This is a genomic window from Serratia sp. JSRIV006, assembly GCF_019968685.1.
Taxonomy (GTDB): domain Bacteria; phylum Pseudomonadota; class Gammaproteobacteria; order Enterobacterales; family Enterobacteriaceae; genus Chania; species Chania fonticola_B.
Window position 1 is genome coordinate 693,940 of the sequence record NZ_CP074137.1, and the last position, 15,675, is coordinate 709,614.

Below are 15,675 nucleotides of genomic sequence, written 5' to 3' on the forward strand. Positions count from 1 at the left end.
GTCACAGCAAGCCTTATTGATTCGTGTATAATCTCCGCAACTTTTTGTACATCTTTCTAGGGTCTTCTATGGCTGACACCAACTTCTCTCAAACTGCTGCCTTCATCTGGTCGGTGGCCGATCTGCTTCGTGGCGACTTCAAACAATCCCAGTATGGCCGTGTGATCCTGCCCTTCACGCTGTTACGCCGCCTGGAGTGTGTGTTAAGTGAGAGTAAAGATGCGGTGGTGGCCCAGGCTGAAAAAGTCAAAGCCATGAACCTGCCGGAGGAGGCACAAGAAAAGCTTATTCTGCGTGCGACCAATGATTTGGCGTTCTTCAATACCTCATCGATGGATCTCAGCAAGATGGGGCAGAACGGCATTAAGGACAACCTGGAGAACTACGTTCAGTGTTTCTCGAAGGATGCTCGTGAGATCTTTGAGCACTTTAAGTTTTATGAGTTTGTTGGCCAATTGAACGATGCCAACCTGCTGTTCAAGGTAGTAAAGAAGTTTGCCACTACCGATCTTAGCCCTGCCGCCGTGTCTAACCACGAAATGGGCTTGGTGTTTGAAGAACTGATCCGCCGCTTTGCAGAAAGCTCGAATGAGACTGCGGGGGAGCACTTTACCCCACGCGATATTGTGCGTTTGACCACTTCATTGGTGTTTATGAAGGACGATGAAGTGCTTAGCAAAGACGGCATCATTCGTACCATCTACGACCCTACAGCAGGAACCGGTGGTTTTCTTTCCTCAGGCATGGAGTATGTGCATGAGTTGAACCCAAATGCGGTGATGCGTGCTTTCGGCCAAGAGCTAAACCCAGAGTCATACGCCATCTGTAAAGCGGACATGCTGATCAAAGGCCAAGATGTCAGTCGCATCAAGCTGGGAAATACCCTGTCTAACGACCAGCTACCGACTGAGAAGTTTGACTACATGCTGTCTAACCCACCGTTCGGCGTGGATTGGAAAAAGATTGATACTGAGATCAACAACGAGCACAGCGTAAAAGGCTTTGCTGGACGCTTTGGCCCAGGGCTGCCACGCGTCTCCGATGGTTCGTTGCTGTTCTTGTTACACCTGATTAGCAAAATGCGCGATATCCGCAATGCGGATGGTTCGGTGAATGATGGTGGGCGTATCGGTATTATCCTCAACGGTTCCCCACTATTTACCGGCGGTGCGGGCAGTGGTGAAAGCGAAATCCGCCGCCATATTTTAGAGTCTGATTTGTTGGAAGGCATCGTCGCACTGCCGACCGATATGTTCTATAACACCGGCATTGCTACCTACGTGTGGATTTTGTCCAATAACAAAACCACCGATCGTAAAGGCAAAGTGCAGCTGATTGATGGCACCAACCTGTGCGGTAAAATGCGTAAGTCACTGGGCTCGAAGCGCAATATCATGGGTGAAGAAGATATCAAGCTTATCACCCAAACCTTCGGTGCCTTTAAGGTTGTGGCTCCGACCCCGTTGGATGAACTGGGCCTGGAGAAAGCCCCAGAGCAGAAATCCAACCGTGGTCGCCAGTCTGCGACCAGCAAAACCGAAGCGCCGAAAACCTTCGCTAGCAAGATCTTTAACAGCACAGATTTTGGCTATCGCCGCTTGACTATCGAACGCCCGTTGCGCTTGTCTGCGCAAATCACCGATGAGGCTATTGCCTCACTACGTTTTGCAACGAAGCCGTTTGCTGCCCCGATGGAACGTTTGTATGAAGAGTTTGGCTCACAGTGGGATAACGCTAATTACGCTGACTTCAGCGCGATTGAAGTCGAGGCCCGCGCGGTTATCAAAGCCGAATTCCCCGATCTGAAAGAGAAGCAAATCAAAGATCTGCTTGATAAGAAACTGTGGCTGGCCCAACGTACATTGATGGCAAACGCTCAGCAAATTCAAACCGCTTTTGGCAGCAAAGCCGGCGGAAAGGAGCTGGTAAGTAACGACTTTAACCAGTTTGACCTCACTTTGAAAGGTGCAATGAAAGCCGCCGATGTGAAGCTGGATGCCAAAGAGAAAAAGCAGTTTATCGATGCCATTACCACTAAAAATCCAGACGCAGAGCCGGTGGTGAAGAAGGTGCTGAAAGAGGCGGCTCAACCGCTGTATGGCGCGTTTGAATATAAGGGCAAAGTGGTGGAGTTTGAGCAAGACGGCGAGCTGCGTGATAACGAAAATGTGCCGCTAGACCCTAGCGTAGCGACCAGTATGTTGATTGAAAGCTACTTTGAGAGTGAGGTAAGGCCGCACGTCGCCGATGCGTGGATCAATGCCGACAAACGCGATGCCAAAGACGGTGAAATTGGTGTTGTGGGCTATGAAATCCCATTTAACCGCCATTTTTACGTTTACCAGCCGCCGCGTGACCTCAAAGATATTGATGCGGATCTGGATGCGGTTAGTGCTGAGATTATGAAGCTGCTGCAAGAGGTACATTCATAATGAGTAGATATCAAAGCTATCCAGAGTATAAAGATTCTGGGGTTGAATGGTTGGGGGAGATGCCTAGTGAATGGTCAGCAGTTCGCTTAAAACTTGTTGCAAATATTAATATGGGGCAGTCACCTAATTCAGAAGATTGTAACTTAGATGGCCATGGGGTTGCTTTTTTACAGGGTAATGCTGAGTTTGGCAGGGTAAATCCGAAAGAAAAACAATATTGCCCAATACCTAGAAAAGTAGCTAGGGCTGGAGAGTTGTTATTTTCAGTTAGGGCTCCCGTTGGTGCTTTAAATATAGCTGATAAAGAGTATGGAATAGGTCGAGGACTATGCAGTATTTGTAGTTCCTCATACATTAACTCATCTTATCTATGGTGGGTTTTGCCCTCTTATAAATATCAGCTGGATGCAATTGCGACAGGTAGTACTTTTGAGGCTGTCTCTGCTGAGCAAGTCGAAAATTTGTACTTTAAATTACCGAGCATTGTAGAACAATCTCAGATATCTACCTTCTTAGAACACGAAATCACAAAAATCGATAATCTAATCAAGAAACAACAGCAACTGATTGAACTGCTTAAAGAAAAGCGTCAGGCAGTGATTAGTCATGCGGTCACCAAAGGGTTAAATCCTGATGTGCCAATGAAAGATTCCGGTGTTGAGTGGTTGGATGAGATACCTGAGCATTGGGAAATAAAACGGTTAAAGCACTTCGGGAAAGTAATTGGCGGATTTGCTTTTAAAAGTAGCGACTTTACAGAGGAAGGCTATCCAGTCATTAAAATATCCAATGTTTCTCATCTCTGTTTTGAATGGGGAGATTCCTCCTTTTTACCTTATAGTTTCTCATTGCTTCATAAAGAGTATCTTGCTCCCAAAGGTTCATTGATATTCGCAATGACTAGGCCTGTCATTGCTGGTGGGATTAAAGTGACTTTGCTTGATAATGAAAGTGCTCCTCTTGTTAACCAAAGGGTCGGGTTTATGTTTGTCGAGCAAGAAGATATATCTGGTTACATATTGATTTCGACTCAGTCATCACCTTTTTTAGCTCAATTTTCGAATAACATGACTATTACGAATCAACCAAATATATCCAGTGAGGGTATTGAATCTATATATATACCAGTTCCTCCAAGAAATGAACTTAATGAAATATTGAGTTATATCGGACGCTTGACGGAGAATTATAGTGATTTAATTGATAAGGCATTTGTGCAGGTTTCTTTGTTACAAGAACGCCGTACCGCCCTAATCTCCGCCGCCGTCACCGGCAAAATCGACGTACGCAACTGGGTAGCCCCCACCAGCGACACAGAAGTGAACCAGGAGCCACAGGAGGCGACGGCATGAGCACAGACACAACCAAGGAGCTGATCTTTCAAAATGAAATGATCGATCAGATGGTGAAAAATGGTTGGATTGTCGGCAAATCAGACGGCTACGATCGTGAACGTGCTCTGTATACGTTGGATGCACTGGCTTTTGTACAAGTCAGCCAACCAAAGGAATGGGAGAAGTTTGCCAAGGTTTACCCTAACGACACCGAGCGCTATTTTCTGGATACGTTGGTAGCCCAGCTTAAAAAAGCTGATGTGAATGCCACCGATGTCCTGTCGCGCACCTATGGCACTTTGGGCGTATTACGCCACGGGTTAAAAATCCGCAATGCGCGTTTCTCCCTATGTCAGTTTAAACCCGAGCACGAGCTAAACCCTGAAACGCTGGCGCGTTACCAGCAGAATATCTGCCGCATTGTACCGGAACTGGTTTACAGCCCTTATGCCAATGCGGAGCACTTTGCCGCAACCGGCAGCAAAGCCAAAAGTTGGCGCATTGACCTGGTGCTGTTCGTCAACGGCTTGCCGGTCGCTACGCTGGAGCTGAAATCCGAGTTCAAGCAGGCGGTGCAAAACGCCATCAAGCAGTATAAAAGAACCCGTTTGCCGAAAGACCCAATTACCAAAAAGCCGGAGCCGTTGCTTAGCTTTAAACGTGGTGCGCTGGTGCACTTTGCCGTTAGCCAATATGAAGTGTTTATGGCAACCAAACTGGCAGGGGACGAAACCTTCTTCCTGCCGTTTAACAAAGGCACCAAAGAAGGCGGGGCGGGTAACGACATTCCCGACGATCAAAACCGTTATGCCACCGATTATCTGTGGAATGAGGTGTTACTGCCCAGCAACCTGTTGAATATTTTAGGCAGCTACGTTCATCTGCAAATCGAAGAAAAAGAAGACTGGAACGGGCTGAAAACCAAGAAAGAAACGCTGATCTTCCCGCGTTATCATCAATGGGACGTGGTGCGTAAACTGATTGGTGCCACAGTTGAAGAGGGCGCTGGCAATAAATACCTGATCCAACACAGCGCTGGCTCTGGTAAATCCAACTCGATTGCCTGGACTGCCCACCAACTCTCTACGCTGTATGATGCCAACGGCGAAAAGCAGTTCCATTCGGTGATTGTCGTTACCGACCGCACGGTACTCGACGATCAGCTGCAAGACACTATCTATCAGTTTGAACATGCCGACGGCGTGGTGGGGCGTATCAATAATAAAGAAGGCGACGGCTCAAAATCAGAAAAACTCGCTGCCGCGCTGGAAAATTCGCAACCGATTATCATCGTCACCATCCAGACCTTCCCGTTTGTGCTAAAAGCGATTGAAAACAGTGTCAGCTTGAAACTGCGCAAATACGCAGTAATCGCCGATGAGGCTCACTCATCGCAAAGTGGTTCTACCGCTCGTCAGTTAAAAGAAGTGCTGATGCTGGAAGAGACAGACGACGATACGGTGCTGACTTCTGAAGATGCCATCAATGCCACCATGGCTGCCCGGCGCGGTAGCAGTAACCTGAACTACTATGCGTTTACCGCCACGCCAAAACCAAAAACCTTGGAGTTGTTTGGCCGTTTGCCCAAGCCTGATGAACCGGCGTCAAAGACCAACAAGCCGGAGGCCTTCCATGTGTACTCCATGCGTCAGGCGATCGAAGAAGGCTTTATTCTGGATGTGCTAAAGAATTACACCACTTATCAGGTGGCCTATAAGCTGGTGCAAAAGATGGAGGCTGCCGACAAAGAAGTCGATAGCTCCAAAGCAAAAATCAAGTTGAGCCAGTGGGTGCGTCTGCACGATTACAACATTTCACAGAAGGTGAAGGTGATTGTGGAGCACTACAAGAACCACGTCGTGCACCTGCTTGGTGGGCAGGCCAAGGCGATGGTGGTGACCAGTTCGCGTAAAGAGGCCGTGCGTTACAAGTTGGCTTTCGACAAATACATCATTGAGAATAACTATCAGCATATCAATGCCATGGTCGCGTTTTCTGGCGAGGTGGAGTTTAACGATAAGGATCCAGACAGCCTGGCATTGCTGAACCACAAGTTCACCGAAATCAATATGAATCCGGGGCTAAAAGGCCGCGATATGCGTAAAGCCTTCGACAGCGATGATTATCAGGTGATGCTGGTTGCCAACAAATTCCAAACCGGTTTTGATCAGCCCAAGCTGTGCGCCATGTATGTAGATAAACCCTTAGGCGGGGTTGAATGTGTGCAGACGCTTTCACGTTTGAACCGTGTTTATCCCGGTAAGGTGGAATGCGGCACTTTCATCCTCGATTTTTATAACCAGCCTGATGACATCCTGCAAGCCTTCCAGCCGTATTATCAGACCGCCGAACTGATGGACGTGACCGACCCTAATCTGGTGTTCGATCTGTTCGAAAAACTCCGGTCCAGTGGCATCTTTACATGGAGCGAAGTTGAGCAGTTCTGCACCGCTTTCTTTACCAAAAACAAGTCCAACGCCGCTATCAGCAACATCTGCAAACCGGCAAAAGAGCGCTGGGAAAAGCGCTATCTTTCTGCCATTGAAGCCTATATTCAAGCTAAAGAAATCTTTGAACGCACCAAAAAAACGCAGGATGCGGTGTTAATCGCCAATGCTGAGAATACGTTTAAAGAGTGTAAAAAAGAGAAAGATCGCTTAGAAATCTTCAAAAAAGACTTGGGTAGCTTTGTTCGGTTCTACGAATTTATGTCGCAGATCGTCGAGTATGAAGATCGGGACCTGGAGAAACTTAGCCTGTATGCCCGCCATCTCAGGCCGCTGTTGCAAGAAAAGAACGTGCAGGAAGACGATGTGGATTTAGATAACGTCGTGATGAGCCACTACCGGTTATCGAGAATTCGGGAACAACATATCAAGCTGCAAGAAGACGCGGCGGATTATCAACTTGAGCCGGGTAATGACGTGGGTACGGCTAAGCCGAAAGATAAGAAAGAGGTTTTCTTATCGCATATTTTAGAGCGTTTGAATGAGCTGTTTATTACGGACAATCTTACCGATAAAGACATGGTCAACTATGCGTTTGCGGTACGTGACAAGCTCTCTGAAAACCAAACCGTCATGACGCAGATTGCCAACAATACCCGCGAACAGGCGATGCTAGGTGACTTCCCGAAAGCGATTGATGATGCGGTCATGGACAGTAACGAAGCTCAGCATGAGATGATGATGCAGTATCTGTCTAACCCGGAACTTGCCAAAGGGTTCGCCCGCGTGGTGTTTGATATGCTGAAAGGCGGGTGAAGCTAATAATGCAACATCGCAAAACTCAAACATTACCCCATGCAACAGCAAAGGAAACATCGTGATGGATATCGTTGCTAGTGTTGAAGCAGGCAAGCTGCCACTTGGTGAATTGATTAACGCTCTGGCGGAGTACAAAAATTATACCGATTCTAGGTGGGATCAGCGATATCGTGAATTTACGCTGTTGCTCCAACAAACCCTGACGTTTACCGAGCCTGAAACCGATGAGCTGGTTAAACGGCTGTGGTATGAGCGTAGTAACGGCATCGCCAGTATCCGCCAGGGGGTACCGTCTCTGGCGGAATTCCAACAGAGCCTGCCGCTGCTAAGAGATTTGACCGAGCGAATTTATCGCCAACCGGACGAGCAAACTTACCAATATGTGGGGGCAGCGTTACAACAAGCCAAGGAGACCGGGCAACTCAAACGTATGTATTGGAGTTTGAGAAACCGTGTCTTTGCGGCATTTTCTCCAGAAATCTGTACCAGCACCGTGGATGGGAATGCTTTTTCCAGAGCGGCCACGTTCCTGAATGAACAGTTCAACCTTGGCCTATCTCTTGACGGCAGTTGGCTGCAAAAAAACCATGAATTGAAACGGGCCATCAATGCGAAACTGCCAGATGCAGACCCTTATTACGTGAACATGGCGATTTGGCATCTCTATGAATTGCTTCGCGAACGCGATAACGAGGAAAAACAGGAGAAGGCCGTTAGCGATACCGCCGCCGTGGATAATACATCGGTGAGCGTTCAGTTCGCTCAGCGCTTGCCAGTGAATATGATCTACTTTGGCCCGCCAGGCACTGGAAAAACCTTCACTTTGCAGCAGAAAATGAAGGAATACACCGTTCAGGCCGCGCCAGCCGATTTTGATGCCTGGTTGGATTCTCGCCTTGAGTCTTTGAACTGGATGCAGGTGATCGCGTTGGTATTGCTGGATCTCAATAAGCGAGCCAAAGTCCGCCAATTGACCGAACATCAGTGGTTCCAACGTAAAGCGCTATTGAATGGCCGCAGCAGTAACTTTTCGCAAACTGCCTGGGCGACGCTGCAATCCTTTACCGTGCCGGGATCCACCACGGTGGCGTATAAAGGCCGCCGTGAGCCTGCAATATTCGATAAAACTGCGGATAGTGAGTGGGTCTTGGTGGAGTCACAGTTAGAACAAGTGGATGAATTACTTTCTCTTTATGCCGAGTTGAAGCACGGCCCTAAAACGGCTGAGTCTATTCAGCGATTTGCCGTAGTCACTTTCCATCAGTCTTATGGCTATGAAGAGTTTATTGAAGGTATGCGGGCTCGTGCCGATGAAAGTGGGAATATCTCTTACCCTATCGAGCCTGGTATCTTCATGCGCCTGTGTCAGCGTGCGAATGCCGATCCTGAGCATCGTTATGCCATTTTTATTGATGAGATCAACCGTGGCAACATCTCCAAGATCTTTGGTGAGCTGATCTCGCTTATCGAAGTAGACAAGCGTGCGGGCATGGAAAATGCGATGAGCCTGCAATTGTCGTATAGCGGTGAGGCATTCAGCGTTCCCAGCAATGTCGATATTATCGGTGCAATGAATACCGCAGATCGCTCGCTTGCGCTGATGGACACGGCGTTGCGCCGTCGCTTTGACTTTGTCGAGATGATGCCAGATCTCTCTTTGTTGAGCGGTGCCAAGGTCAAAGGCATTGAGCTCGAGCCATTATTGGAAAAACTCAATAGCCGCATTGAAGCGCTTTACGATCGCGAGCATACGTTAGGGCATGCGTTTTTTATGCCGGTAAAAAAGGCACTCGAGGCCGGTGATGAGGAGGTAGCGTTTAAACAGCTTAAGGCTGCCTTCCAGAAAAAGATCGTTCCACTGTTACAGGAGTATTTCTTTGATGACTGGAACAAGATCAGACTGGTGTTGGCAGACAACCAAAAGCAAGATGATGACCTGCAGTTTGTGATTGAGAAAACTGACGATCTGGATACGCTTTTTGGCAGCAATCATGCCTTACGGCGTCACGATCAGCAGTCGACGGTATATGAACTAACCGCCTTTGATCAAGAGGTTTGGAATAAGCCACTGGCTTACCGTGCGATTTATCAACCGCAACAAGCCATCCTTAATGCGCAGGTAGCACTGCATGGGTGAGGTGATCTCGGTTTTTGAATATGATCTGTTGGGGGTTGGCAAGGCCATTTCGGCTGGCGCAACCCTTATCCCGCAGGAAGCATTTGATTATCTTGAATCCCTTAGCCTGACCAGCGAACAGGGGAGCCAATTTATTAAACTCACCTCTCGTGCCGGTTGTAAGCTGCTGAAGGTGCAGAATTACGCGGGGATGCTGTATACACCCCACGGTTTACAGATTGAAATTTTGCCCAAGGTTGGTAAAAACCTCACGCGTGAACGTGCGCGGGAAACGCTGTTGATCATGCTGAGCCATCTGTCGGGCTTTCGGCATATTCAAACCCAGCAGGCAACAGTCCAGGCACAGCGAATGCCGTTGCTTGAGATATTTATCAACCAGTTTTTGTACAGCGTGAGCCAATTATTAAAACAAGGTTTACGCTCTGACTATGTGAATGAGCACGGCAATTTGCCCTTTATGAAAGGCAAGCTGATGCTCTCGGCCCAGTTACGCCATAACGTAGTGAACCGCCATAAATTTTGCGTCAATTATGATGATTACTTACCCGACTGCTCGGCCAACAGGCTGCTGCACTCGGCGTTACATAAGTTATCTAGTTTGAAGTTATCATCCGATAATCAGCGTTGGCTGCAAGAGCTACGTTTTGCTTTTGATGGCACCCCGCTTAGCCGAGATGTCGAAAGTGATATAGCGAGTTTGCGCTTGGATCGCGGTATGGCGCATTACCATGAACCACTGGCATGGGCGCAATTGATACTGAGCGGGATGAACCCGAGCGCCCTACAAGGGGAGACCAAAGCGTTGTCGCTATTGTTCCCGATGGAGGCGGTGTTTGAGTCTTTTGTCGCACAAACCCTTGCCGATGAGCTGCCGCAAAATCTCAAATTGAAATCGCAGGCAGCAACCTATTCATTGGTGAAACATGGGGAACAGGATTGCTTTAAGCTGCGCCCGGATCTATTGATCCAATCCCGTTACCCAATTAAAACCAGGATGGTATTGGATACTAAATGGAAGCTGATTAATAGCCGTTCACAACCGCAATCAATGTATGGATTGTCGCAGGCCGACTTCTATCAAATGTTCGCCTACGGCCAAAAATATCTCGCAGGAGTTGGTGATATGTACCTGATCTATCCGGAACATGACGATTTTAACCGGCCAATAGCTCAGCATTTTGCCTTCTCGGATACGTTGAAATTATGGGTTGTTCCTTATCGGATAACGGCAAAGCGAGGTCAGAGAATGATGTGGGCACATGATATCTCTGTTGCACCTCACCCCTTAAACACCTGCCCCCGATGCCACTCCACAAACTTATCCAAAGGATAATGGTCGGCGATCTTTGGCAACCGAATCGTCTTCCCAGCAAAGTCCCAGAACAATTGCTCGATCATATGGGTACCGTTCACGCCTGCAGAAACCAGCAGTTTCATGCTGTCATCAAGCCCGATGGCTCCCATATCGAATGCGGAGTGGTGCAATGAGCACAGCGCTAATCCGTTGGTCACGGTGCAGGGGCCGCCGTGTTGCTTCCATTTGATATGCGCGGCCTCCAAGCCAACGGGCGTAGTGTCGTGTTGCAGGTTGTAGCCACACACCGCGCATTGGTAGTTATAGGCACGCAATATCGTTTGCCGGAATGCTGGGTCGCGTGCTTTACGTATTCCATCAAGCTGAAAGTCCAGGCGGTTGGCTATCAGCTCCTGAACGCTGTCAGGGAAATGCTCACAGAGAATTTGCTGTGCAAGCTTGTCTATCAGAGCGGGTTGGCTGCGTAGCAGCTGATAACTTTCTTTGTCGAAGCCGCCGCTAACGCCATGTTCGATAATTTCCCGCTTAGGTGGCTCTTTGCTGCCTTTCTGCGGGCTGCAAAGCTCTGCATTCTGTAATTCCCAGAATCCGTCGCCGCGTAAACGCCAAAACGGCATGGTGGGGTAATGGTCACGCCGTTGTGGGCCGAAGCTATTGAGTAATGCCAGCAAGGGGCCGTGGATTTCTTCGCCGTAATTGAACAGCCGCTCGTGCCCTTGCTGATATTGGGAGAGCACATACAGCAGCAATAGTGGCTTATGTGGTGCACGTTGATCGCCTTTGCGCCATAAGGTCAGATTAGATATGGCGGTTTGCAGTTCCTGGCTGGTTTTCATCGGTGCATCCTGGCGGGCGGCGAAAGTGATTGCGATCATGCTCGCAAAACGAAAGGGATTCAATAGTTTCTAGGCAAGCATCAGCCACTCACTCCCTACCTTACTGGCTTTCTTACAAGGTCAGCGGGAGTCTTGATTTCAACGCGTGATCGGTTTGACAAGCTGCCACTCTGCCCCCAGCCTGATGGCATGTTTGGCATTAGTCACGCCCATCTTTTTCACAATATTGCCAATATGGAATTTTACCGTACGGACCTTCACGTCTAAAATAATGGCAATTTCCTGATAGGTTTTACCCATGCTGGCCCAATAGAGCACTTCGTTCTCCCGCGTTGTCAGGGGGGCTTTCTCTTCGCTGGAGTTATCGCGATTATTTCGTGCGGTTTCCTGGAGGCGGGTGGCGAACCTTTCGTGAACGTTAGCCAACAGCATCTGTAAACGGGCTTTGTTAGGGTGAATTTGGCCCTCTATATCGATGGATTTACTGTCATTAAGCGTCAGCGTCAGCATCGCCAGATTATGATCGTGGTCATGCAATACAAAGGTATAGCCAGTGGTAATATTATAGTTCTTTGCATGGCTGAATATATCTGAGGGCTTTAGCCTTGGGTTTATTGGTGTACTTTCATCCCAAGGAAATGGAGAGACTCTCTGCAGGGCGGAGAGTACCACGGGATCGATGCATTGGTAGTTCCTTTCTTTATAGATATCAATCCATTGGCTTGGATAACTGGAGGTTATCAATGTCTCCATAAAGTCTTTCTTGTTAAGTATCAAATGGGCGTATTTGAAATCGCCAAATTCCGCTATTTGTTTATCCAGATGGTTTTTAAAAGCGTTTTTTTCATCTTGGCTAGCACAGAAAAATGTAGACATCAAATTACCTCAATATGAAATAATAACGCTACTAACATAACTTGTGGGGTAATAATTTAATCTAGCCGTTGTTGAACGCCAGATAATATACTGGCTTTCCCGTTATTTTCGATAAAATAGCAAAAAAAACCTGACCTCGTTGGGTCAGGTTGCCACATTGGCCAACACCAGGGAAATTTTTACTGCCATTATCTTAAAGCCATCTTCTTGGTTGAGGCAAGTGCTCTGTGCCGGATTTTGGCTGTCTATCACCATTATTCGGTCTAGGATTAGTATTGCCTTACGTTGATCATTGCAGCAGCCCGGTATCTGTATTGATATTCTTGCTCCTCACTCTTGGCATTATCTGAGGTAGTTACTCAGGGCTGCATTGGTCATCCACTATTATTTGATCATTATTTGATCAGTTATGAGCCTGTTTTTCTAACGAAAAACTCTTGTAGGACCTCAATATATGCATCTCGAGTCCGCGTTATTGCTGTTTGCAGACTGCTATAAGCCGCTAATCGGGCTGTTGATATCATTGCGTTGATCAATAGATAGTTGCCATGGGGATCCAAGCTTGATCTTCACCGATAGCTAAAAAGTGAGGTCTCAGCATCGGGTTGGCGGCCTTAAAACCGCTCTCAGACGGGCTCTCATGAGATAAAACGGATTTTTTTCAATGAAAAAAGTGATTTTAATCACAAATAAAGACCCTTAAATCGCTCATTAAATGCTCATTTCGTTGCCATTATGTTGCACTGTCGTGTCTGTTAAACGGGAGGGGGTGAGACTATTCTGATTCGCGAGCTAAGCAACACGTTATAGTGTTACTTTTATGGAAATGTTCTTGATCATCCTTGTGCGTTATTCGTCCGCTAATACCCTTTATCTACTGCTGTACCAGCATTTTTTAAGAAAAAGCTTATTTATAAAGTGTGGGTGTATAAAGAATATTCTTAGTTGACTATGAGCTTCCTAATTAACTTTTTAAACTAAAATGTATACTCTTAATCCTAGGAGTTTTCATAATGAATAATAACAACTTGATAGGTATTATCGATGAATAAAGCCATTCGCGATCGTTTTAACCGATTTTGAATAATTGTTTTTAGCCATTAATATTGTTTTGAAAATTAAGAAATAACTTAGTTTTGCTAAATGGTATTCTGCTCATCCAACGGCGTAATGGAGTTGGTAATATAGTAAAGAAAGGAAGGGATCCTTATGCTAAATATATTGGATTTTGGGTGCCTGCCGCAGGCCGGTTCTCCATCAAAAAGACCTTTAACCTGGCCAGATACCAATAAGTATTTCCGTGAAGGCATCGTAGGTTACTGTAACTCAGTTAATACTTCCCCGGAGCAACTCAAAGTCGTATTTGTTGACTTTCAATTAGCTAACCTGCGCCTTTTTCTGGAGCAGGACTGGCTAATGTATTCTGCTTGTAATCGCATTGTGCTGGTCACCGATAGTTACCTGTTACCCTTGGCCAATTATTATAAGAGCATGTTTCGGCAGGTTGATTCTGTGATCCAGAGAACGGGCGAGTCCAGTGACATTTTTGCTAAAATCGATCATGTTATTGCCGGGGAGCGGGTTTCTTCAACATCGCAAGTCAGGCTGTCTTCGCGTGAGATATGTTTATTACGTACTCTGATACATGGTGTCACCGTGGGCGATCTCGCCAACAGGTTGCGGCTTAGTCCTAAAACGGTTTATGCCCTGCGCCATAATATTTTAGGCAAGATGGGGTTGACTAAAATGAATGATATTTTCACTCAGGCCTATCACTCTGTCAGATAAACTATAACTACCTATTATCATAGGGCTATAAAAATTAAATGAAATATGCGGTGATTTTATATCGCAGATATTTCGTTGTTTAATTGCCGTAGGACCTTTTCGAAAATTTTAGTTTTCGAATGCGCCCTTGTGTCGCATTTATTGTGCCACGCCAGTAAATATTGGCGGGAAATTAATTGATATAAATAAAGGAAGAAATTTTATGAAGAAGTTAGCTCTGGCTTTGATTGCAGCTTCAGCGTTGGGAACAATTAATCTGGCTAATGCGGACACTCGTACTGCGAACGCGACAGCGTCTTGGGATGCAAAAGCCATTAAAGATACCAGCAGCATGCTGGTTGTTACCCCGATAAAGTCACTGACCTTTAATTACGCAGAAGGTCTGGAGCGTTTTAACTCTCAAGACGGCGCGTTCGATATCACCATCGCTGGCCAGTCTGGCGCGAGTGATTTCAAACTGACCTCTAAAATCATCTCCAACACCCTGAACCGCGCAAGCGATGACTCTGCGCTGACCGTTGGCGTTAAGTGGAACGGCAAAGCACTGTCTGAAAGCAGCGATATGGTGATGATCGATACTTCAGCAGGCATCAGCGCTGGCCTGTCTGCTCTGGCTATGGAAAGTGCTTATGCTGGTGCTAACCGTACCAGCACTCAGGGCGTGTTCGCCTTTGATATCGCGAAAGCGACCGTTGCCGGTGCTGATACGGCGTTCAAAGACCTGACCGATGGTTACTGGGATGGCAACGTAAACGTTGAATTCACAGCAACTTGGGACGGTACTTTCACCACCCTGTAAGTGATTTTGTTGTCTTAACGTAGTCAGGATTGGGGTGAATAGCCCCGATCCTTATGGAATACATGATGAACAGATGGTTTCCTACGCTGATGTGCTCAGCACTATTTTATTGTACTCACGCCGGTGCAATTAACGTTGGCGCGATTACATCAATCATTTCCCCTGAGCAGAGCGTTATCGCCAAGGAGGTGATTAATACCGTGGATGATGCCCGTCTGGTCAGCCTGAGGGTCGAGCGTATTTCCTCCCCGATGGAAGGTGGCAAAGTGATCCCAATGGAGAGCAAGCAGGAAATAATGGCCACGCCATCCAACCTGATATTGCCCGGCAAGGGGAAAGATGTTTTCCGCGTTTTCTATTACGGGCCTAAGGACGATAAAGAGCGTTATTACCGTTTAATCTGGAATGATAATCCGGTTACCGAAGAGGGGCTGTCAAAGACCAAAAAATCCGCTTCGGCAACCACCTCGGCAACCATAAGCACCATTATGGTCGTCACACCACGGAAGGATAAGTTCGATTATCAATACCGAGATGGTGTTGCTTATAACACCGGAAACAGCTCTTTCCGCGTGGTGGCATTTGGTCCCTGTAAGCAGCCACAGACCAGTGAAGAGAAAAATAAAGGGTGCCGTGAGCGTTATTACGTTATGCCGGGATTAGGCGTGCATTTGAAATTTGTTGATATCAATAATCAAAAACTCAGCGTTGGCATTTGGCACAACGAAGATTATATCAACGTGAAATAGCCTCTTTACTCATTACCTGCATCGTAAATGTTTTCCAGGTGTGGGTTAGGAGGCTATTTGGGGAAGCAAATGGGTAATAATTTCATCTTAAGGACAAGAACCAAGGCTGTAGCGTTATGTATTGCTGCGGCTCTGATGTCTAT

At 47.0% G+C, this 15,675-nt stretch carries 10 protein-coding genes; 8 read left to right on the forward strand and 2 right to left on the reverse strand.

Features of this window, described 5'->3' with window-relative positions:
* The first annotated feature begins 68 nt into the window (after positions 1-68).
* From KGP16_RS03200 to KGP16_RS03220, 5 genes are all read left to right on the forward strand, one after another.
* Positions 69-2,432, forward strand: coding sequence for a class I SAM-dependent DNA methyltransferase (locus KGP16_RS03200; RefSeq protein ID WP_223500822.1), 2,364 nt, complete (start codon positions 69-71; stop codon positions 2,430-2,432).
* Complete coding sequence (locus KGP16_RS03205) at positions 2,432-3,784, forward strand: restriction endonuclease subunit S (RefSeq protein ID WP_223500823.1); 1,353 nt, start codon at positions 2,432-2,434, stop codon at positions 3,782-3,784. The genes KGP16_RS03200 and KGP16_RS03205 overlap by 1 nt, the downstream gene beginning before the upstream one ends.
* Positions 3,781-7,029 carry a type I restriction endonuclease subunit R gene (locus KGP16_RS03210; protein ID WP_223500824.1) on the forward strand — a complete coding sequence of 1,083 codons (3,249 nt, stop codon included), beginning with the start codon at positions 3,781-3,783 and terminating at the stop codon, positions 7,027-7,029. Before KGP16_RS03205 ends, KGP16_RS03210 begins: the two co-directional genes overlap by 4 nt.
* 64 nt (positions 7,030-7,093) lie before the next feature.
* Positions 7,094-9,169, forward strand: coding sequence for an McrB family protein (locus tag KGP16_RS03215; protein WP_223500825.1), 2,076 nt, complete (start codon positions 7,094-7,096; stop codon positions 9,167-9,169).
* Positions 9,162-10,502, forward strand: a complete 1,341-nt coding sequence (locus KGP16_RS03220) for an McrC family protein (protein ID WP_223500826.1) — start codon at positions 9,162-9,164, stop codon at positions 10,500-10,502. Before KGP16_RS03215 ends, KGP16_RS03220 begins: the two co-directional genes overlap by 8 nt.
* On the opposite strand, the gene KGP16_RS03225 is transcribed toward KGP16_RS03220, so the two are convergent.
* Both KGP16_RS03225 and KGP16_RS03230 read right to left on the reverse strand, forming a co-directional pair.
* Positions 10,448-11,320, reverse strand: a complete 873-nt coding sequence (locus tag KGP16_RS03225; protein ID WP_223498847.1) for a phosphorothioated DNA-binding restriction endonuclease — start codon at positions 11,318-11,320, stop codon at positions 10,448-10,450. The two genes, KGP16_RS03220 and KGP16_RS03225, sit on opposite strands and share 55 nt — an antisense overlap.
* Before the next feature lie 138 nt (positions 11,321-11,458).
* Positions 11,459-12,196 (reverse strand): LuxR family transcriptional regulator, encoded by a 738-nt coding sequence (locus tag KGP16_RS03230; RefSeq protein WP_223500827.1) that lies wholly within the window; start codon positions 12,194-12,196, stop codon positions 11,459-11,461.
* 1,209 nt (positions 12,197-13,405) lie between these two features.
* Here KGP16_RS03230 and KGP16_RS03235 point away from each other — a divergent pair.
* The 3 genes from KGP16_RS03235 to KGP16_RS03245 all read left to right on the forward strand — a co-directional run bounded on the left by KGP16_RS03235 (position 13,406) and on the right by KGP16_RS03245 (position 15,532).
* On the forward strand, positions 13,406-13,984 hold the full coding sequence (locus tag KGP16_RS03235) for a LuxR C-terminal-related transcriptional regulator (RefSeq protein WP_037376594.1): 579 nt from the start codon (positions 13,406-13,408) through the stop codon (positions 13,982-13,984).
* 202 nt (positions 13,985-14,186) lie between these two features.
* Positions 14,187-14,783: a common pilus major fimbrillin subunit EcpA gene (locus KGP16_RS03240; protein ID WP_021807862.1), complete on the forward strand. Its 597-nt coding sequence runs from the start codon at positions 14,187-14,189 to the stop codon at positions 14,781-14,783.
* 65 nt (positions 14,784-14,848) lie between these two features.
* The gene (locus tag KGP16_RS03245; RefSeq protein WP_094982201.1) at positions 14,849-15,532 is read left to right on the forward strand and encodes a hypothetical protein; all 684 of its coding nucleotides are present in this window, start codon (positions 14,849-14,851) and stop codon (positions 15,530-15,532) included.
* Positions 15,533-15,675: the final 143 nt, after the last annotated feature.

Excerpts from the sequence above, each read along its gene's own strand:
- KGP16_RS03200 (WP_223500822.1), top strand. The coding sequence starts at position 69 with ATGGCTGACACCAACTTCTCTCAAACTGCTGCCTTCATCTGGTCGGTG.
- KGP16_RS03205 (WP_223500823.1), top strand. The coding sequence starts at position 2,432 with ATGAGTAGATATCAAAGCTATCCAGAGTATAAAGATTCTGGGGTTGAA.
- KGP16_RS03210 (WP_223500824.1), top strand. The coding sequence starts at position 3,781 with ATGAGCACAGACACAACCAAGGAGCTGATCTTTCAAAATGAAATGATC.
- KGP16_RS03215 (WP_223500825.1), top strand. The coding sequence starts at position 7,094 with ATGGATATCGTTGCTAGTGTTGAAGCAGGCAAGCTGCCACTTGGTGAA.
- KGP16_RS03220 (WP_223500826.1), top strand. The coding sequence starts at position 9,162 with ATGGGTGAGGTGATCTCGGTTTTTGAATATGATCTGTTGGGGGTTGGC.
- KGP16_RS03225 (WP_223498847.1), bottom strand. The coding sequence starts at position 11,320 with ATGAAAACCAGCCAGGAACTGCAAACCGCCATATCTAATCTGACCTTA.
- KGP16_RS03230 (WP_223500827.1), bottom strand. The coding sequence starts at position 12,196 with ATGTCTACATTTTTCTGTGCTAGCCAAGATGAAAAAAACGCTTTTAAA.
- KGP16_RS03235 (WP_037376594.1), top strand. The coding sequence starts at position 13,406 with ATGCTAAATATATTGGATTTTGGGTGCCTGCCGCAGGCCGGTTCTCCA.
- KGP16_RS03240 (WP_021807862.1), top strand. The coding sequence starts at position 14,187 with ATGAAGAAGTTAGCTCTGGCTTTGATTGCAGCTTCAGCGTTGGGAACA.
- KGP16_RS03245 (WP_094982201.1), top strand. The coding sequence starts at position 14,849 with ATGAACAGATGGTTTCCTACGCTGATGTGCTCAGCACTATTTTATTGT.